The sequence below is a fragment of the Labrys sp. WJW genome (assembly GCF_001676615.1).
Classification (GTDB): domain Bacteria; phylum Pseudomonadota; class Alphaproteobacteria; order Rhizobiales; family Labraceae; genus Labrys; species Labrys sedimenti.
This window is the reverse complement of sequence record NZ_LYXZ01000008.1, coordinates 1-20,048: the sequence shown is the minus strand read 5'-3', so window position 1 is coordinate 20,048 and position 20,048 is coordinate 1. Positions and strand designations below refer to the sequence as shown.

General features: G+C 65.1%; 13 protein-coding genes. 6 read left to right on the top strand and 7 right to left on the bottom strand.

All coding sequences use genetic code 11. The features are described 5' to 3' along the window. Positions 1–70 precede the first annotated feature (70 nt). Positions 71–2,890 (bottom strand): preprotein translocase subunit SecA, encoded by a 2,820-nt coding sequence (secA, locus tag BA190_RS05785; RefSeq protein WP_068284060.1) that lies wholly within the window; start codon positions 2,888–2,890, stop codon positions 71–73. Positions 2,891–3,539: 649 nt separating this feature from the next. Between secA and BA190_RS05780 the strand changes: the two genes are divergently transcribed. The 3 genes from BA190_RS05780 (at position 3,540) to mutT (ending at position 6,296) form a co-directional block, all read left to right on the top strand. Continuing rightward, positions 3,540–4,535 (top strand): peptidylprolyl isomerase, encoded by a 996-nt coding sequence (locus BA190_RS05780; protein WP_068284057.1) that lies wholly within the window; start codon positions 3,540–3,542, stop codon positions 4,533–4,535. 112 nt (positions 4,536–4,647) lie between these two features. Then, on the top strand, positions 4,648–5,886 hold the full coding sequence (gene argJ / locus BA190_RS05775; protein ID WP_068284055.1) for a bifunctional glutamate N-acetyltransferase/amino-acid acetyltransferase ArgJ: 1,239 nt from the start codon (positions 4,648–4,650) through the stop codon (positions 5,884–5,886). Beyond that, a complete protein-coding gene (gene mutT, locus BA190_RS05770; RefSeq protein WP_068284052.1) occupies positions 5,883–6,296 on the top strand; it encodes an 8-oxo-dGTP diphosphatase MutT in 414 nt (137 codons plus the stop codon). The genes argJ and mutT overlap by 4 nt, the downstream gene beginning before the upstream one ends. Before the next feature lie 15 nt (positions 6,297–6,311). On the opposite strand, the gene BA190_RS05765 is transcribed toward mutT, so the two are convergent. Further along, positions 6,312–6,881: a hypothetical protein gene (locus tag BA190_RS05765; RefSeq protein ID WP_156771374.1), complete on the bottom strand. Its 570-nt coding sequence runs from the start codon at positions 6,879–6,881 to the stop codon at positions 6,312–6,314. Positions 6,882–6,963: 82 nt separating this feature from the next. Continuing rightward, positions 6,964–7,815, bottom strand: coding sequence for a methyltransferase domain-containing protein (locus BA190_RS05760; protein ID WP_068284041.1), 852 nt, complete (start codon positions 7,813–7,815; stop codon positions 6,964–6,966). A 169-nt stretch (positions 7,816–7,984) separates the two neighbouring features. Between BA190_RS05760 and BA190_RS05755 the strand changes: the two genes are divergently transcribed. Beyond that, positions 7,985–8,776 (top strand): RNA methyltransferase, encoded by a 792-nt coding sequence (locus BA190_RS05755; RefSeq protein ID WP_068284038.1) that lies wholly within the window; start codon positions 7,985–7,987, stop codon positions 8,774–8,776. A 14-nt stretch (positions 8,777–8,790) separates the two neighbouring features. On the opposite strand, the gene BA190_RS05750 is transcribed toward BA190_RS05755, so the two are convergent. Next, positions 8,791–10,065 carry an arsenic transporter gene (locus BA190_RS05750; RefSeq protein ID WP_068284035.1) on the bottom strand — a complete coding sequence of 425 codons (1,275 nt, stop codon included), beginning with the start codon at positions 10,063–10,065 and terminating at the stop codon, positions 8,791–8,793. A gap of 268 nt (positions 10,066–10,333) precedes the next feature. Here BA190_RS05750 and BA190_RS05745 point away from each other — a divergent pair, with 268 nt between their 5' ends. Beyond that, entirely contained in the window at positions 10,334–11,599 is a 1,266-nt protein-coding gene (locus BA190_RS05745) for an MFS transporter (RefSeq protein WP_068284032.1), read from the top strand. Between the two features lie 94 nt (positions 11,600–11,693). Here BA190_RS05745 and BA190_RS05740 read toward each other — a convergent pair whose 3' ends face one another. Then, positions 11,694–16,514, bottom strand: a complete 4,821-nt coding sequence (locus tag BA190_RS05740; RefSeq protein WP_371260293.1) for an NAD-glutamate dehydrogenase — start codon at positions 16,512–16,514, stop codon at positions 11,694–11,696. A 456-nt stretch (positions 16,515–16,970) separates the two neighbouring features. On the opposite strand from BA190_RS05740, the gene ubiG reads away from it, so the two are divergent. Beyond that, positions 16,971–17,720 carry a bifunctional 2-polyprenyl-6-hydroxyphenol methylase/3-demethylubiquinol 3-O-methyltransferase UbiG gene (gene ubiG / locus BA190_RS05735; protein WP_068284027.1) on the top strand — a complete coding sequence of 250 codons (750 nt, stop codon included), beginning with the start codon at positions 16,971–16,973 and terminating at the stop codon, positions 17,718–17,720. 6 nt (positions 17,721–17,726) lie between these two features. On the opposite strand, the gene BA190_RS05730 is transcribed toward ubiG, so the two are convergent. Then, entirely contained in the window at positions 17,727–18,755 is a 1,029-nt protein-coding gene (locus tag BA190_RS05730) for a LacI family DNA-binding transcriptional regulator (RefSeq protein WP_068284024.1), read from the bottom strand. Positions 18,756–19,029: 274 nt separating this feature from the next. Next, positions 19,030–19,698: a TerC family protein gene (locus BA190_RS05725; protein WP_371260292.1), complete on the bottom strand. Its 669-nt coding sequence runs from the start codon at positions 19,696–19,698 to the stop codon at positions 19,030–19,032. Positions 19,699–20,048 lie beyond the last annotated feature (350 nt).

Genomic DNA, 20,048 nt, shown 5'->3' with positions numbered 1-20,048 from the left:
CTTGAGGGATCTGGCACTTCCTGAGGAAGTGCCTAGGGTGGCGGTAGCGGGATGAGAGGCTAAATCCCGCCTATGCCAGCTGCCCGTGGCAGTGCTTGTACTTCTTGCCCGAGCCGCAGGGGCAGACCTCATTGCGGCCGACACGGCCCCAGGTCGAAGGATCGTCGGGGTTGCGGTCTTCCGGCGCGACGATGCGCTGGGTCGGGCTGTCGGCCGCGGGGAAGGGCGAGCTCAACTGGGCCGGCGGGAAGCCGGAGCCCATCTGGGCGAACTCATCCTCGCCGGTGAGCGGATCGATATGCTGGCCGAACATCTGCGGCAGAGAGGGTTCTTCCGGCTGCTGCATCACCTGCAGGCGGAACATGGTGCGGGTGACGTCCTCGCGCCAGCGGTTCATCAGGTCGGAGAAGAGCTGGTAGCCTTCCGACTTGTACTCGATCAGCGGATCGCGTTGGGCCATGGCGCGGAAGCCGATGACCTGGCGCAGATGGTCGAGCGTGACGATGTGGTCGCGCCACAGATTGTCGAGTGTCTGCAGGAGGACGGCCTTCTCGACCTGGCGCGTCACCTCGTCGCCGAAGCCGGCTGCCCGCTCGGCGGCGTGCTTGTCGGCTGCCTCGGTGATGCGGTGGGTCAACTCCTCGTCGGCGATGCCCTCTTCCTTGGCCCAGTCGGTGATCGGCAGGTCGAGGCTGAGCACGTCGTTCACCGACTTGTGCAGGCCTTCCGTATCCCACTGCTCAGGATAGGCATTCTCGGGCACATGGGCGCGCACCGTGTCGTCGATGACGAGATGGCGGAAATCGGTGATGGTCTCGCCGACGGAATCCTGCGCCATCAGCTCGCGGCGATGCTCGAAGATCTCCTTGCGCTGGTCATTCAGCACATTGTCGTATTTCAGGATGTTCTTGCGGATGTCGAAATTGCGCGCCTCGACCTTCTGCTGCGCCTTTTCGAGCGCGCGGTTGATCCAGGGATGCACGATCGCCTCGTCCTCCTTGAGGCCGAGCTTCTGCAGCATGCCGTCCATGCGCTCCGAGCCGAAGATGCGCATCAGATCGTCCTGCAGCGACAGGAAGAAGCGCGAATGGCCGGGATCGCCCTGGCGGCCGGAGCGGCCGCGCAACTGGTTGTCGATACGCCGGCTCTCATGGCGCTCGGTGCCGATGATGTAGAGGCCGCCGGCGGCGAGCGCCTTTTCCTTCAGCGTGGCGACCTGATCCTTGATGCGGGTCTCAGCCGCCTGGCGCTCGTCCCCTTCAGCCAGGTCGGCGAGCTCGACCTTGATGCGCATGTCGGCATTGCCGCCGAGCTGGATGTCGGTGCCGCGGCCGGCCATGTTGGTGGCGATGGTGATGGCGCCGGGTACCCCGGCCTGGCTGACGATGAAGGCTTCCTGCTCGTGGTAGCGGGCGTTCAGCACGGCGAAAACCTTCTCCTCGGCCGTGCCCTGGTCGCCGTCATAGAGCGAGGCGAAAGCGTTCGGGTCGGAGAAGTCGCGCTGCTTGTAGCCCTGATTGGCGAGATAGGCGGCCAGCGTCTCGGATTTTTCGATCGAGGTGGTGCCGACCAGGAGCGGCTGGCCGCGCTGGCGGCAGTCCTCGATCAGGCGCACGATCGCCTTGTATTTCTCGTCAACCGTCCGATAGACCTCGTCGTCGTCGTCGATGCGCTGCACCGGCCGGTTGGTCGGGATCTCGATCACTTCGAGATTGTAGATGTCCATGAACTCGTCCGCCTCGGTGGCGGCGGTGCCGGTCATGCCGGCGAGCTTGCCGTAGAGGCGGAAATAGTTCTGGAAGGTGATCGAGGCCAGCGTCTGGTTCTCGGGCTGGATCTGCACCCGCTCCTTGGCTTCGAGCGCCTGGTGCAGGCCTTCCGAATAGCGCCGGCCCGGCATCATGCGGCCGGTGAATTCGTCGATGATCACCACTTCATTGTTGCGGACGATGTAGTCCTTGTCGCGGGTGAACAGCTTGTGGGCGCGCAGGGCCTGGTTGACGTGGTGGACGATGGTGACGTTGGCCGCGTCATACATCGAGCCGTCACGCAGCATGCCGGAGCCCGCCAGCATCTGCTCGACGCGCTCGTTGCCCTTCTCGGTGAGGCTGACGGTGCGCTGCTTCTCGTCAAGCTCATAGTCGTCCTTGTCGAGCTGCGGCATCAGCGCGTCGATGGTCTGGTAGAGCTCGGGGCGATCCTCCAGCGGGCCGGAGATGATCAGCGGCGTGCGGGCCTCGTCCACCAGGATGGAGTCGACTTCGTCGACGATGGCGAAGGCGTGGCCGCGCTGCACCATCTGCGCCATGTCGTATTTCATGTTGTCGCGCAGATAGTCGAAGCCGAACTCGTTGTTGGTGCCGTAGGTGATGTCGCAGGCATAGGCCGCGTGGCGTTCCTCGTCGGTGAGGCCGTGCACGATCACGCCGGTGGTGAGACCTAGGAAGGCATAGACGCGGCCCATCCATTCGGAGTCGCGGCTGGCGAGGTAGTCGTTGACGGTGACGACATGAACGCCCTTGCCGGCCAGGGCATTGAGATAGACCGGGGCGGTGGCCACCAGGGTCTTGCCTTCGCCCGTCTTCATTTCGGCGATGGCGCCCTCATGCAGCACCATGCCGCCGAGGAGCTGTGTGTCGAAATGGCGCTGGCCGAGCACGCGCTTGGCCGCCTCGCGCACGGTGGCGAAAGCCGGCACCAGGATGTCGTCGAGGGTCTTGCCGCCGGCGAGCTGGGCCTTGAACTCGTCGGTGCGGGCCCGCAGAGCCTCGTCGGACAATGCCGCCACTTCCGGTTCGAGCGCCGCGATGGCGGCGATTTTGGGTTTGTAGGCTTTCAGCCGGCGATCATTGGAGGAGCCGAACAGTTTCTTGGCGAGCGAGCCGAACATAGAAGGCCTTCAAATCTTCGCGCCTCGCGGCGGCGTGATACCTGACCGGAGAGGGGCTCCGGTCATCGTGTCAACCCCGGCCGTGAAAGCCGGGGAACGGAAACCGGACATCGCCCGGGCGCTGTCCGATGTGAGGCAACCCGCTTCCAATCACCGTGCGCTATGGCACCAGCATGGCGGCATGCTCCCGATACGGCAAGTTGGGGGCATTCCGATGCAGCGGGAATCAGGCTGCCTTTGAAATTGTGTGAACCGACGGCCGTAATGCCGGCGCCCCGGTTCGAAGGGCTTGCCGGCCGGACTCACTTAAGTATTGGGGTTTGGGGTGTCAATCGACCTTAGGGTCTACCACGCCGGTTGACCGGGGCATTTGGCTGAAAAATCCGTAATTTTTTGCCGTCACGTCGCCATGGCTCGATCATTCGTCGCAAAGCGCCGGCCTCGTCACAGTTTTGACGACAGGCCTTCCTAAAAGGCGGGCGAAGCGCTGGCCATTCGGCGACATTGACCTTGCTTTTCTCCTGTCCTATCAGCGCTGCGTAGGCGTTCGTCCCGGGATCAGGAGCAATGCGGGCCTGTTGCCGAAACAGCGTCCGTCCGGATGCCCCAATCGCTTCCGGGTCCGCCCCCGCTCTCGAGGAACCTGCCCATGATGTCACTTCGCCGCGCGCGTCCAGCCGCGACCCTGCTCGCCAGCGTTGCCTTCCTGGCCTTCGCTGCCGCGCCTTCCAACGCTGAAGACGCGGCGAAGCCTGCCGCTACCCCGGCTCCGGCAGCCCAGCCCGCTCCTGCGGCGCCCGCATCGCAGGCGACCCCGACCATCAGCGTGGACGGACAGCCCATCACCCAGGACGATCTCAACGCCGTGGAGCAGGAGATCGGGCCGAGCCTGTCGCCCCAGCTTTCGCCGGCCAAGCGGCAGGACATCATCATCAACGCCGCCATCAATCTGCGCGTGGCCGCCAATGCGGCCGAGCAGCAGAAGGTGCTTGATGAAGCCGAGGTGCAGAAGAAGCTCGCCTTCTACCGCCAGCGCATCCTGATCGATGCCCTGGTCGCCAAGTCTGTCAAGGAAGCCGTGACCGAGGACGCCATCAAGAAGGCCTATGACGACCAGGTCAAGCTGATCCCGGCCCAGGACGAGGTGCATGCCCGCCACATCCTGGTGGCGAGCGAGGACGACGCCAAGAAGGTCGAGGCCCGGTTGAAGGCGGGCGAGGATTTCGCCAAGGTCGCCAAGGAAGTTTCCAAGGATCCCGGCTCTGCCGAGCAGGGTGGGGACCTCGGCTGGTTCACCAAGGATCGCATGGTCAAGGAATTCGCCGAGGCTGCCTTCGGCATGAAGCCTGGCGAAGTCTCTCAGCCGGTGAAGAGCCAGTTCGGCTATCACATCATCAAGCTTGAAGAGCGCCGTCCGCAGGCTCCGCCGGCCCTCGACCGCGTCAAGCAGCAGATCTCGGACTATCTGACCCAGAAGACGCAGCAGGAAGTCTTCGCCAAGCTGCGTGCCGCCGCCAAGATCGTGCAGCCGCCGGCGGCGCCGGCCGATCCTGCGGATGGAAGCATGCAGCTTCCCGGCGGCGATGATCAGGCCCCGGCCACCCCGGCCCCTGTCACGCCGGCTCCGGCCGCTCCCGCCCAGTAAGATCGGGTGTGCCGGTCTTCGGACCGGCACTTTCTTCACCGACCGTGCCGATCCCATTCCATCGATAGGTCAATGGAACTGAGGAGATCGGCACACCCTATCGAGGAATACCATGGCCAAGGCCGCGCCGCTGTCCCCGCTCGCTCCCGCCCGCTTTCCCGATCTGCCGCCGGTGGCCGGCGTGCGGATGGCGACGGCCGAAGCCGGTATCCGCTACAAGGGCCGCACCGACGTGTTGCTCGTCCTGATGGACGAGGGCACGCAGGCGGCAGGCGTGTTCACCCGCTCCAAATGCCCCTCAGCACCGGTCGACTGGTGCCGCGCGGCGCTCGCCGACGGCAGCGCACGGGCCCTGGTGGTCAATTCCGGCAATGCCAATGCCTTCACCGGCAAGAAGGGCGCCGAGGCGGTGGCCCTGACGGCGGAACTCGCAGCCGAGGCCGCCGGCTGCCGGCCGAGCGAGGTTTATCTCGCTTCCACCGGCGTGATCGGCGAGCCGCTCGATGCCGGCAAGTTCCGGGGCGTGCTGGTCGAGACCGCCGGCCGGGTCTCTCCCGGCGCTTTCGAGGATGCCGGCCGTGCCATCATGACCACCGACACCTTCCCCAAGGGGGCGACCGCCAGCGTCGATTTCGGCGGCATCACGGTGACGATCAACGGCATCGCCAAGGGAGCCGGCATGATCGCGCCCGACATGGCGACCATGCTCTCCTTCGTCTTCACCGATGCACCGATCGCCAAGGATGTGCTGCAGGGCCTGCTTTCCAGGGGCGTCGTCGACAGCTTCAACGCTGTCACCGTCGATAGCGACACCTCCACCTCCGACACGCTCCTGCTGTTCGCCACCGGCAAGGCAGGGGGCTCTCCGGTGACCGATGCCGCCGATCCGCGCCTGGCTGGTTTTGCCAAGGCGCTCGACGGCGTGCTGCTCGATCTCGCCCAGCAGGTGGCGCGGGACGGCGAAGGCGCCCGCAAATTCGTCACGGTCGAGGTGCGCGGCGCCACCTCCAAGCAGGCGGCCCGGCGCATCGGCCTATCGATCGCCAATTCGCCTCTGGTCAAGACGGCGGTGGCCGGCGAAGATGCGAATTGGGGCCGCGTGGTGATGGCCGTCGGCAAGGCCGGAGAGGAAGCCGACCGTGACCGGCTCGCCATCTGGTTCGGCGACATCCGTGTCGCCGTCGATGGCGAGCGGGATCCTTCCTATGACGAGGAAGCGGTCTCCACCTACATGAAGGGGCAGGCGATCACCATTGCCGTCGACATCGGCCTCGGCGAGGCAGGCGACCGGGTCTATACCTGCGACCTCACCAAGGAATATGTCGCCATCAACGGTGATTACCGCTCGTGACCAAACGCCTGCTTCTCGTCGCCGCCTGCGCCCTCGTCGATGCCGACGGGCGCGTGCTGATCTCCCAGCGCCCCGAGGGCAAGGCCCTGGCCGGCCTGTGGGAGTTTCCGGGGGGCAAGCTCGAGCCCGGAGAGCGGCCCGAGGAGACGCTCATCCGCGAACTGCACGAGGAACTCGGCATTGAGGTGGAGGAGCCCTGCCTGGCCCCGCTCACCTTCGCCAGCCATAGCTATGAGGATTTCACCCTGCTGATGCCGCTGTGGATCTGCCGGCGCTGGAAGGGCACGCCGCATGGGCGCGAGGGCCAGGCGGTGAAATGGGTGCTGCCCAGGAAGCTGCGCGACTATCCGATGCCACCTGCGGACGAGCCGCTGATCCCGATGCTGATCGACATGATCCCGGCGCGGTAGGCAGGGAATGCAGGCTCAATTCCTGGAAGCAGTCAGGGACGCAGGGTCGGGCAGGCCGGGAAAGTCGGGATAATCCCCATTGAAGGTGAAACAGCTCAGCAGGGTTGCCTTGCCGTCTTCAAGGGGAGCGACGCGTACCTGTCGCCATCGTCCCCCCTTGTAGGCGCCGAGGCCGGCTGACCAGCCATTGGCCTCGGCACGCAGGCCGAGCCCTTCGCTGGTGGCGCGAATCTTCCTCAGATAGGGATCGATGGCATAGGCGACCGCGCGAGGTTTCGCCTCGATCACCAGCCCCCACTGCCAGGCCGTGGAGCTGGGCTTGGAGCCCAGCGTCGACTGCAATTGCCGATAGGCCCTGATATCGAATCCATGTGCCCGGACCGGCTTGGCGAAAACGAGTTCGTCCCATGTGCCGGCTTTGGTGACCACGGAGCCGCGGGTTGCCGGTCCATTGTGCGCGATATAATCGCGCAGAGCCTCGAAGAATTCAGGCTCGCACCGGGCAAAGTGCTGCGCCATCGAGGGGGCTGCCTGCGCCTGTGCCGCGGCAGCCAGGAAGGCCATGAGGGCCACGATCGATCGCATGGTATGTCCCTTCTTCATGGGCGCTGCCGAACATGGCGGCCGGGCGCCTGGGATTGCGCGACCGCCCCGGGACGAGGCCTCGTCACTCCTGCCTGTATTCCTTCACGCCCAGGGCGTCGGCGAGACGGGTCTTGGCCGACCCCGGCTTCAGAGGCTTCTGCTGGCCGGCATGGGGCGCCCAGCCGGAGATCCAGACGATCTCGAAGGTGGCGCGGATGCGCCCGTCCGGATCGGAGAAGCGCTCGCCATAGATCTGCGCCATGCGAAGCATCGTCGCCCGGCGCGTGAAGGCCTTGCGACGCTGGACCAGCATGTTGGCGGCCCCCATCGCCCTGAGATCGGCCATCAGGGCAAAGGCATTGTCGTAGCGCACGGTGAGGACATCGCTGTCGGTGACGGGCAGTGCGAAGCCGGCTCGCTGCAGCAAGCCGCCCATGTCGCGCACGTCGGCGAAAGGCGCCACGCGGGGCGAGACGCCGCCTTCCATTTCCAGCTCGGCCTCGGAAAAGGCGGCTCGCAACTCGGTGAGCGTGGAACCGCCGATCAGGGCAGCCAGCAGCAATCCGTCCGGCCTGAGGGCGCGGCGGATCTGGCTCAGCATGCCCGGCAGGTCGTTGACGAACTGCAAGGCAAGGGCGGACAGCGCAAGATCGATGCTTTCGGGCTGAAGAGGCAGCACCTCGTCGCCGATGGCGACTTCCTGCCAGTCTGCGGCGAGGCGAGGGCGTACCGCCTGCGCCAGCACGGGCGAAAGCGGGCCGATCTCTGCTGCCCGCTCGAACGGACGCAGTATCACGGCGAGGCGGTCGGCCATGTCCTCGGCGACGTGGCGCAACAGGAAGTCGGCGGGAGCGGCCGCAGCACGCCGGCGGTGCAGGGCGAGCGCCTGAGGATCGAACAGGAAGGGCGTGGTCATGCCCGCTATGTAGGACATTCGGGCTTGCTTTTCATCAGCAGGATGCGCCTATCCGACTATGACGCCATGGCTGGGACCGCGGACGTCCCGTCCGCTCTGTTTTTCCTGCGAGCGTGATGGTGCCAAGAGCGGACGGGACGTCCGCGGTCCCAGCCGCGATGTTTCCTCGGCTCGATTTGAGATTTCCATGCTTCTGCCCATCGATGACCCCTTCGATCCACGCATCGAGCCGTATCGCGACATCCGCGAGCGTGACCTCAAGGGCCGAGGCGGGCGCTTCGTCATCGAGGGGGAGGTGGTGCTGCGCACGGCGCTGCTATCAGGGCGTTTCGCCGTCGAATCCCTCCTGATCGCCGAGAACAGGATCGAGCCGATCGCCGACCTCCTCGCCAAGGTGCCGGCCGGGACCCCCGTCTACAGTGCCTCACGCGGTGTCCTGGACGGGATTGCCGGCTTTCCCATGCATCGCGGCATCCTGGCGATGGGGCTGAGGGGCGAAGGCCTCGCGGTGGAGAGGCTGTTGGCCGATGCGCCGCCGCATGCCCTGTTCGTCGGCCTGTCGGCCATCGCCAATCATGACAATATGGGCGGCATCTTTCGCAACGCGGCCGCCTTCGGCCTCGACGGCGTGCTGATCGACGGTGCTTCCTGCGATCCGCTCTACCGCAAGGCGATCAGGGTTTCGGCCGGCGCGGTCCTGATGACGCCCTTTGCCCAAAGCGGAGATATCGGCGATCTCTGCGACGCCTTGCTCGCCGCCGGTTTCGAGGTGCTGGCCACCAGCCCCTCCGGCAAGGAGCGCCTCGCCGATATCGAGCCTGTGGGCCGGCAGGCCGTCTTGTTCGGTGCCGAAGGCCCTGGCCTGCCCGAACGCATCCTGAGGCGGCTGCGGACCATCCGCATCGACATGAGAGGCGGCTTCGATTCCCTCAATGTCGCCACGACGAGCGGCATCGTGCTGCATCATCTGGCGCGGTAACGCTTCCGGGCGGTTCAAGAATTCAGGATTGCGAGGCTGGCGATCGCGGCCAGGAGCGCAGGGAACATCACGACGGTCCCGATCTTGAGGAACTGCCAGAAACCAACCTTTATGCCCTCGCGCCGCAACGCGTTCAGCCAGAGGATCGTGGCCAGTGATCCGGTGATCGACAGGTTGGGGCCAAGGTCGATTCCAATCAGGATCGAGCCGGAGAGAGCGGGCGATGCGTGGATCGACTGAACGATGTTTCCCGCCACGAGCCCGGCTGGAAGGTTGTTGACGAGGTTGGCGACGATGGCGGTGAGCACGCCGGCGGCAGGCGCGCCGAGCTGGGGATACATTGCCGTCAGGCGGCTGACGGACTCGGCCAGCATTGCGAGGACGCCGCTCGTCCCGAGTGCTTCCACCACCACGAACAAGCCCGCCACCAGTGGAATGACGCTCCACGAAATGTCTTCGAGCGCCTGCGATGGGAATTGGCGCTTGATGATCGATACGATCGACAGGGTGAGAATCCCGCCGGCAAAAGTGGGCCAGCCCAGGTCGACGTGGAGCGCCGAGGCGGTGATCAGGCCGATGGCCGTGACCGTCAGCCCCAGTCCCGCCACCTTTCCGGTAAGGGAAAGGCTTGTGCCCGGCACGCGAGCAGCCAGTGTTTCAGCTGCCAACGCCGCGCGCTGATTCCACAAAAGCGCGGCAAAGGTGATTGCGATGGCAAGCGCGGAGGGGAGTGCGAAGGTCGACAGCCAATCGACGAGGGCAGGCATATGACCGCCGTTGAATATCACCAGATTGGCAGGATTGGAGATCGGCAGCACGAAACTGGCCGCGTTTGCGGTAAACGCGCAGATCAGGAGATAGGGTAGAGAATCCTTGACCCTGGCTGCTCGGCAGGCTGCATAAACGGCGGGGGTGAGGACGACGGCGGTCGCATCGTTCGACATGAAGACCGTCACCAGGATGCCGACGAGATAGGTCAGGGTGAACAGCTTGAACGGGGAGCCTTTCGCATGGTTGGTGGCTATCAGGGCCAACCAATCGAACAGGCCTTCCTGTCGTGCCAATTCGGCGATCAGCATCATGCCGATCAAGAACAGATAAACGTCCAGGCCCTTGGCGATGCCTGCCCAAGCGTCCAGCAGGGGGATGGCGCCCGCACCCGTCAGCAACGCCGCCGCGAGGACGGCCCAGACCGCCTCCGGCCACTTGAAGGGCCGGATCAGCAAAGTCAACGCTGTCAGGGCTGCAACGGAAAGGCTGAGAATCGGGGCGGAAACTTGAAAGACCATGGGGACTGTATGGGGGCTCCGGGGAGTGCTCGAAAGCGATTGCATTTCGCGCGCCTCTTCGATCGTATATGTGCTGAACATCGAGGGGGCTAGAGCAAAACGCGTTCAGGCGTGAACGCTTATTTGCTCCAAATCTTTGGTTCGATGCGTTTTGCGATTCGACGCGATTCCGTCAAATCGCAAAACGCTCTCGCGGAAATCCCTGCGTCATTCCCGCCGGGTGCTCGGCATGGCGTGTCGTTGAAGAGACCTGATCGCGGGAGTAGTCGTGACGTCCTCTCCACCCTCCGAGTTTCGTCGCTCCCTCATCGCCCTGTCGATCTTGAACTTCTTCCTTGCCGATGCCCGCGATGGTTTGGGGCCCTTTCTCGACGGTTTCCTTGCAACCCGCGGCTGGGAGCCGTTCACACTCGGCGTGATCGCGACGATCGGAGGGGTGTTGGGCATGCTGACCACGCCTGTGTTCGGCGCGCTCGTCGATGCCTCGCCCTACAAGCGGACACTGATCATCCTGCCCGTCACCTTTGTGACGATGATGGCTCTGTGGACGCTGGCGACCCCCAATGGCCTTTCCGTCTTCGGGGGACAGTCCGCGACGGCCATCGTCGGCGCCGTCATCGGTCCCGCGCTCATGGGCCTGACGCTTGGGCTCGTCGGCGAAGAGCGCTTTTCCCGCCAGGTATCCCGAAACGAATTCTGGAACCACACAGGGAACGTTGCCTCCCTGGCGGCGATCTATGCGGGAACGCTCCTGTTCGGCCTCCACGGCGTCGTCGGGCTCATGCTGTTTGCCGCCTTTGCCACGATTGCGGCGACGCTCGCCATCGAGCCGAAATTGATCGACCATCAAGTTGCACGCGGGCTGGCGCATCACGAGGGAGCGGAGGCCCCTTCCGGATTTTCAGTGTTGGCCGGCAGCAAGGGGCTGGTCTTGCTCAGCCTGGTGCTGATGATATTTCATTTTGGCAACGCTCCCATCAGCCGCCTGATCGCCCAGGCTTTCTCCATTCAGCTCGGCACTCCTTTCAGGACCACCGCGATCACGACGGGCGTTTCCCAGCTTTCGATGATCGGCATGGCGTTGATGGCGCCCTGGCTGATCAGACGGTTCGGCCTGGCCGCCATATTCATCGTTGCACTGGCAGCCCTGCCGATCCGTGGCGCGATCGCGGGGACCTTCACATCCTTTGCCTTCATCTTCCCCGTGCAATTTCTCGATGGCGTGGGAGCCGGCCTGATCGGTATTGTCACGCCCATCGCCGCCGAGCGCATTCTCTCTGGTACCGGCCGCTTCAATGTCGGGCTCGCCGCCGTCATGACCGTGCAGGCTATCGGAGCCTCGTTGAGCAATGTCGTCGCCGGCTGGCTCACCGATTTGGGCGGTTATGGTTTAGCCTATTGGGTCCATGGCAGCGTGGCGTTGGTGGCGCTGGCGCTGTTCGTGTGGGGACGCCACGACATCGCGCCACGCATGCCTTCCCCGGCTGCGGCGACCGACCGGCAGCCGCAAAACGCCGAGGAAACGCCTGCCTGATACCGCTTGCCTCAAGCAGGAACTGAACTGGAGCCTTGCGAACAGGCCAGTCGGCAACATCGAGGTGCCAGCTGGCCGGCCATCCGCGACCTCGTCACTCCCTGACGAGATCGCCCAGCATGTTGGCCGCCACGGTGAGCTTGGCCAGGGTCAGGCCGCTGGCCGCGATTTCCTCCACCGAGCGGCGGATGCGCGCGGCTTCGGGATGGGCCTCTAGCCAGGCATCCGTCGCCGCCTGGCCGGACGAACCGGTCGCCAGCATGTCGGCGACCAGGCGCCGCTCGGCAGCCGCGATCTGTTCGATCGCCCGGTCGATGGCAAGGCGTTCGAAATAGTCGCTGGCGGGCACGGAGCGGGCAGCCGTGACGATGCGGTCGAGCTGGAAATTGGCTTCCGCCGCGTAGAAGGTGGCCGCGGTGTCGCCAATGGCCCGGCCGGTGCGGCCCGCTACCAGCACGATGTCGGGCGCCGACACCAGCGGATCGAGGTTGCCCATCCTGCCGGCGAGGTCTTCAGGCACGCCGCCCTCGACCAGCTCGCGGGTGCGCTTGAGGCGTGCCGCCTGCATCGCCTCAGGCAAGGTGGCGTCGAGCCCGATGGCGATTTCATGGACGCCGGCGCCGAAGCGGGCGATCACCGCTTCCAACCCGGGCGAGAAGTCGACATTGCGCACGAACCACACGACGCGCGAGAGCAGGAGATCCTGCAGGAAGCCATAGAGGCTGAGCTGGAGCTGCCCGTCGATACGATTGTCGAGAGCATCGATGGCATCGTAGAGATAGCGCAGGCCATAGGATTCATCCACGGCGGCGAAGGCCATGGCGATGGTGGTGACGTCGGCGTCGGTCTCGTCGCTGAGGCGCACTACGCAGGCGGGTCCGCCGCGGTTGATGATGCCGTTGGCCAGATTGGTGGCGATGATCTCGCGCCGCAGCCGATGGTTCTCGACGGCATCGGGGAAGCGGTTCTGGATCTCGGGCGGGAAATACACCGACAACTCGCGGGCCAGATAGGGATCGTCCGGCACGCTGGTGACCAGCAGGTCATCATAGAGCGTCAGTTTGGCATAGGCGAGCAGCACGGCGAGTTCCGGCCGCGTCAGGGCCTGGCCGCGGCGGGTGCGCTCGGCGATGGCGACGTCGTCGGGCAGGAATTCCACGCCGCGGTCGAGCAGGCCGCGCTGTTCGAGCGACTGCATCAGGCGGGTGAGGAAGCCGGTCTCGGCGACTCCCTTGCGCTCGGAGAGCGAGAGCGCCAGCGTCTGCAGGTAGTTGTTGCGCAGCACCAGCGAACCGACCTCGTCGGTCATAACAGCCAGCAGGATGTTGCGATCGGCCTGCGTCAGGCGCTGGTCACGCTCGGGCCGGGCCAGAGCGATCTTGATGTTCACCTCGACGTCGGAGGTGTTGACGCCGGCGGAATTGTCGATGGCGTCGGTATTGAGCTTGATGCCCTTCTGTGCCGCCTCGATGCGGCCGCGCTGGGTGGCGCCGAGATTGGCACCCTCGCCGATCACCCGGGCCCTGACATCGGCGCCGGTGATGCGGATGGGGTCGTTGGCGCGGTCGCCGACCTGGTCGTCGGTCTCGCTGGCGGCGCGGATATAGGTGCCGATGCCGCCGAACCACAGGAGATCGGCGCGGGCCTTGAGGATCGCCGTCATCACCTCGGTGGGCGTTGCCTCGGCCTTGTCGAGATCGAGCAGCGCGCGCATTTCGGCGGAAAGCGGGATGGCCTTGAGCGAACGTGAGAACACGCCGCCGCCCTTGGAGATCAGCGACTTGTCGTAATCCTGCCAACTGGATCGCGGCAGGTTGAACATGCGCAGGCGCTCGGCATGGCTGATGGCGGGATCGGGCGAAGGATCGATAAAGATGTCGCGATGGTCGAAGGCCGCGACCACCTTGGTCGCCGGCGACAGCAGCATGCCGTTGCCGAAGACGTCGCCCGACATGTCGCCGACGCCGACGGCGGTGAAGGGCTCGACCTGGATGTCGGTGCCGAGTTCGCGGAAATGTCGCTTTACCGCCTCCCAGGCCCCGCGGGCGGTGATACCCATCTTCTTGTGGTCGTAACCCTGGCTGCCACCCGATGCGAAGGCGTCACCCAGCCAGTGATGCTTCTCGATGGAGATGGCATTGGCCGTGTCGGAGAAGGTGGCGGTGCCCTTGTCGGCCGCGACCACCAGATAGGGGTCGTCGCCGTCATGGCGCACGGTGTTGTCGGGCGGCACGATGTTGTCGCCGTCGATATTGTCGGTGAGTTCCAGCAGCGAGCGGATGAAGATGCGGTAGGCTTCCGTTCCCTCGGCCAGCCAGGCATCGCGGTTGGACGGCGGCGGCAGGCGCTTGGGCACGAAGCCGCCCTTGGCGCCGACGGGCACGATCACCGCATTCTTGACCTGTTGTGCTTTGACAAGACCCAGGATCTCGGTGCGGAAATCCTGGGGGCGGTCGGACCAGCGCAGGCCGCCGCGCGCCACCTTGCCGAAGCGCAGGTGGATGCCCTCAACACGCGGCGAATAGACGAAGATCTCGTAGAGCGGCTTGGGGGCGGGCAGGCCCTCGACCTTGCGGCATTCGAACTTGAAGCTGATCACCGGCCGGGGCTGGCCGTCCGGGCCGACCTGCCAGAGATTGGTGCGCATGATCGCCTGCACCAGATTGGTGAAACGACGCAGGATGCGGTCCTCATCGAGCGAGGAGACCGATTGCAATTGTTCCTCGATCTCGGCCACGATCTCGGCTTCATGCGCGGCCCGCTCGGCATCGGTGGCCGTCAGCCTTGGGTCGTGGCGGGCGCGGAACAGGGCCACGATGCTGGCGGTGATCTGCGGATTCTTGCGCGCCGTTTCCCACATATAGTCCTGGCTGAAGGGGGCGCGGATCTGGCGCAGATAGCGCGACAAAGCCCGGATGGCGGAGATCTCGCGCCAGCCCAGCGAGGTGCGCAGGACGAGGGCGTTGTAGCCGTCGGATTCGGCATAGTCGCCGACCACCGCCATGATCGAGGCTTCGAGGCGATGCTGGAAGTCGATGCCGGGAGGGATCGGCTGGCCGTCGCTGGTCTCCACCGTCATGTCGTGCAGCCAGACGGGAGCCGGCGCCGGCTTGGCGGTGGGGGTGATCTCGTAGGTGCGTTCGTCGACCACGCGCAGGCCGTGATTCTCGATCACCGGCACGCGATAGGACAGCGACATCGGTGCGCCCTGCGAGAAGACCTTGAGGCCGCAGCGCGAAGGCGTGTCGTCCTCCTCCAGGCGATAGACCAGGATCGCCACGGGGCGGGCGGGCGTCAGCTTCTCGATCACGCCGATGTCGGCGATGGCCTGGGCGGTGGAGAAGGTTTCGGGATAGCCGCCGGTGAAGGCATTGGCGTAGCGGTTGCCGAGCAGGCGCGCACGCATGCCGTCGGTGGTGCCGGTCAGGGCGGCCCGCAGTTTGTCGCCCCAATTGGTGGCGATGGCAGTGATGCCGGCTTCCAGCACCGAACGCTCGATGAAGGGCGTATCCCCTTCATAGCGGCCGATGATGTAATGCACGCGCGCCAGCGGCCCTTCGGGGAAGGCCGCATAGGAGGCCGAAAGGCGGCCCTTATAGGCATTCGCCAGATAATTGCCGATGCCGATGCGCACGTCGGTGTCGTATTTCTCGCGGGGAATGAAGACGAGGATGGAGACGAAGCGGTCGAACTTGTCGGCCCTCACCAGCGCACGCAGGCGCGGGCGCTCATAGAGGAGCAGGATTTCCATGGCGAAGTTGTAGAGCGTCTCGGAATCGACCTGCACGAGTTCGTCGCGCGGATATTCTTCGAGGATGTGCAGGATCGCCTTGCCCGAATGGCTCTGCGGATCGAGCCCGGCGCGCTGCAGCACCTGGGCGACCTTGTGGCGGACATAGGGGATCTGGCGCACCGAGCGCGTATAGGCTGCCGAGGTGAACAGGCCGACGACGCGCAATTCGCCCTCGACCTGGCCGTCGGGCGTGTAGAGCTTGACGCCGATATAGTCCATGCGCACGCGGCGATGGACGCGGCTGTTCACATTCGCCTTGGTGACGATCAGGATCGTCGGCTCGCGCATGAATTCGCGGATTTCCGGCGTCATCACCACCAATTCGGTGCCGCGGCGCAGGATCTTGACCTCGGGATCCCTGAGGATGCCGAGGCCCTCGCCCTCACTGACTTCGTCGGAGGCGTCGCTGTCGGTGGAGAAGCGATATTCCCGCAGGCCCAGGAAGGTGAAATTGTCCGAGCAGATCCATTGCAGGAGCTGGTTGGCCTCGGCGATCTCGTCGACCGGCAGCGGCGGCGGATTGGTGCGGAAGGATTCGATCGCCTGCTCGACCCGGTCGCGCATGGCGCGCCAATCCACCACGCAGGCCCTGACGTCGTTGAACACCAGCGTCAGCCCGTCGATCAGGCTCTGCCGGTCGGCGTCCGAATCGATGCGGGCGATATGGATGTGGATGAGGCTCTCGCGCACGCCCTTGCTGCCGTCCGGCACGGCATCGCCGAAGAATTGCACGAGCTTGCCCTGGGCGTCGCGCTCCAGCGCGATGATGGGGTGGGCGACCAATTGTGCCTCGATCCCGCGTTCCGAAAGCTCGGCCATGGTGGAATCGAACAGGAAGGGCATGTTGTCGTTGAGGATCTCGATGACCGAGATCTCGCGGCCGTCGGGCATGTCGGGATTGACGACGCGGATATCGGCATGGCCGGGCGTGCGGCGCTGCACATGGTCCCAGGCCTGCTCGGCCAGGAAGGCGAGCGAGGCGGCGTCATGGGTGGCGAGGTCTTCGAGGGTGGTTCGGCCGAAGAGTACTTCGGCGAAGGTGGGAGGGGTCTTGCCTGGCTGGAGGCTCCTTGCCGCCTTGTGGATCAGGGCCGCCCGGGCTTCGTCGTCGCGCCACGCCATCTCGTTCATCCCTTCTTGCTACGCCGCCTTGTGGCGGCGCTCTGTGGAATTTCCGAACCCGCCCAGCGACGGGCTCGGAAATTCCACATTGGCCGAATGCCGTGCAGTCCTACCCGGGGCGAGGATTCCTCACCTTGGGAAGGCCGGCATTGCCCGGTCGATGCGGCTCGGGTGACCATAGCTGAAATTAAGGCCGCTCAAAGTCCAGGCGCGACGGAAATTGCCAAATTGCGATGACAATATCGAGAAAGAGAGCGGGGCATTGTTAATGGGGTTGCCTTAGGGGTAGATCGGGGCCACACAGGCGGCTGAAAACGGTAATTTTCTGCTCCGTACCACGCGATTTTTGTGTTTTGCGATTTGACGGAATCGGCAAGAATCGCAAGAGGCACCGAAACAGGGAGCTGGGGCAAGCAAGCGTTTCCGTCGGAACGCGTCTTTCTCCAGGACGCAGGCATGAGCGCAGCAGGCAAGGGTTCGTCGGTCGATCCCAAGGAGATCGAACGCTTCGAGGCGATGGCGGCCGATTGGTGGAACCCGCGCGGCACCATGCGGGCGCTGCACCGGCTGAACCCGGTGCGACTGCGCTATGTCAGGGATCAGATCGCCGGGCATTTCGGCCGCTCCTCCGTCGCCCTCGACGGGCTGAAGGGCCTCAGGCTCGCCGATATCGGCTGCGGTGCAGGCCTGCTCAGCGAGCCGCTGGCCAAGCTTGGCGGCGAGGTCGTCGGCATCGACATGGCCGCGACCAATGTCGAGATGGCCAAGGCCCATGCTGCCCGCTCGGGCCTCGCCATCGACTATCGCGTCCTGCCTGCCGAGGATCTCGAAGCGGCCGGGGAGCGCTTCGACGTGGTGCTGGCGATGGAGATCGTCGAGCATGTCACCGATCCCGCCGCTTTCCTGAAGACATGCGCTGATATGGTGAAGCCCGGCGGCCTCCTCTTCGTCGCCACCCTCAACCGCACCATGAAGGCCTATGCGCTGGCGATCGTCGCGGCCGAGAAGGTGCTGGGCTGGGTGCCGCGTGGCACGCATGACTGGAACAAGTTCGTCACGCCGGCGGAGATCGAGGAAGCGGTGACGCCGCAAGGCCTGGCCGAGCTCGACCGCTGCGGCGTGGTCTACAATCCCCTGCTGGACGAATGGCGCCTCAGCCGCGACACCGACGTCAACTTCATGATGGTGTTTTCGCGAGGGGCGTGAGGAGCCTCAGGGTAGATTGTCCCTGAGATAGATGTCGATGCGGATGCGTTCCTGGCCCTGGTCGATGGGCTGGCCGTCGGTGAGGGCGCGCAGCACGCGCATGGCGCTGCGGGCTTCATGGCCAGGGTCCTGGTTGAGGATGGCATCGAAGGTGCCGTCGACCAGGGCTTCGCGGCAATGGGTGGTCAACTCATGCGCGATCACGCAGATGCGGGCGCCGGCTTGGCGCTTGTTCAGGGCGGCGATCACGCCGCGATTGCCGCCGCCGAGGCTGTAGAGGCCGATGATATCCGGATGGTCGTCGAGCAGGGTGCCGAGCACCTCCTCGACGACGGCGCCATTGTCGCGGCCCTCGATCACCGGCAGGGTGACGAGATCGGGATACTCGGTTCGCAGCACGCGCTCGAAGCCGAAATGGCGCTCGACATGGTCGCGCAGCAGCATCGAGCCGGCGAGCACGGCAATGCGGCCCGAACGTCCGCGCAGGAAGCGCCCCATCAGCGAACCAGCAGTGCGGCCGGCCGCGCTGTTGTCGATGCCGACGAAATGGGCGCGGCGTGAAGCCGGCACGTCGGACACCAGCGTCACTACCGGGATGCCCCGCTCGGCCAGCCGGTCGATGGCCTGGCGTATCTGGGCGTTCTCGGTGGCGACCACGGCCACGCCCGAGATATCGGCGCTGTCGAGCCCGTTGAGGATCCCGGCGAGCCTGTCGTCGTCGAAGGGCGGGATCTCCACGACACGGATGCTGATCCGGTCGGCGGCATTGAGATCGGACAACCGTGTGGCTTCGTTCGCCAGGTTGCGCATGAAGGTGTTCACGCCGACCGGGACGAGAAAGACGAAGCGATATTCCTGCTGCTTGGCCAGCATCGCGGCCGCCATGTCGCGGCGATAGTTCAGCCGGGCCATGGCCTGCTCGACCTTCTCGATCGTCGCCGGCCGCACGCCGCCGCGGCGATTGAGCACGCGGTCGATGGTGGCCAGGCTCACGCCCGCCGCACGCGCCAGATCGTGCACCGTTGCCCGCGCCATGGTTCCACCTGTCCCGATCTTTCGGGAACGTACCTCAGAAGATTCGACGAGGCAAACGGCAATAGGCGATCGGCCTTTTCCTCGAAAACGTTGCTATCCCGTTCATATCAGGCGGCTATTGCCAGCGTCCCCCGGTCACTGTGCGACAGGGAAGAGCGCCTTGAAACAGGGAGCGATTCCTGAGGGACGTTCATCATCCGTGAGCAACATGGATGCCGATCCAGAAAAAAGGCCGGCATTGCTGCCGGCCTGGATGATGCTCAGGTCAACCGCGTCAGAACATCAGCGGCCAGACTTCCTTGGCGCCGCGATAGATCATGTCGCCGGCGACATAGAGGATGGCGATGAGGCCGACATAGGCAATCCAGCGATAGCGGTTGAGCAGGCGGGCGATCAGGCTCGCCGCGATACCCATCAGTGCGATCGAGACGACCAGGCCGAAAATCAACACCCACAGATGGTCGCGCGCCGCGCCGGCGACGGCGAGGACGTTGTCGAGCGACATCGAGACGTCGGCGACCACGATCTGCCAGGCGGCCTGGGCGAAAGTCTTGCGCGGGGTGCCGTTGCTCGAGCCGTTGCCGTTTTCCCCGTCGCCGTCGAGGGCGTGTTGGGCGGCGGCTTCCTCACTATGGCTGGTGCTCAGTTCGCGCCACATCTTCCAGCACACCCACAAGAGCAGGATGCCGCCGGCGAGCAGAAGCCCGACAATGGCGAGAAGCTGGGTGGTGATGGCGGCGAAGAAGATGCGCAAGACGGTGGCGGCGGCGATGCCGATCAGGATGGCGCGGGTCCGCTGCTCCTTGGGAAGGCCGGCGGCGGCGAGGCCGATGACGATGGCATTGTCGCCGGCCAGGACCAGGTCGATCAGGATGACCTGGCCGAGCGCGACCAGGGAGGAGACGGAAATGGCTTCCGACAGGATGGCAAGGATATCGGGCATGGAGGAAGGCTCTCTCGTTCCGGTGCGGGAGAGCGGTGCCGATTCGAGCCAGGAAGGAAGCCTGGGGCGCTAGGGGACGCCGACGCGCCGGGACCGCTCTGTTTGCTCCAGTCCGACATCACAGGTCCCGGAACGCTACGCATCGGGAACTGCCAGAGGGGCCCGGCCTGGTGCGGGTGGTGTACTGCAAGTCGAGATGAAAGAAAAGTAACGTCCCGGCATGGCTGCCGGAACGTTGCATCAATCCTCGGAAGCGGCGAGCTGGGTGAGAACCTTGCCGCGTCCGCGCCAGCGCATATAGGCGGGGACGACGAGAGCCAGGGCGGCGATGCTGAAAAGGATCACCGCCG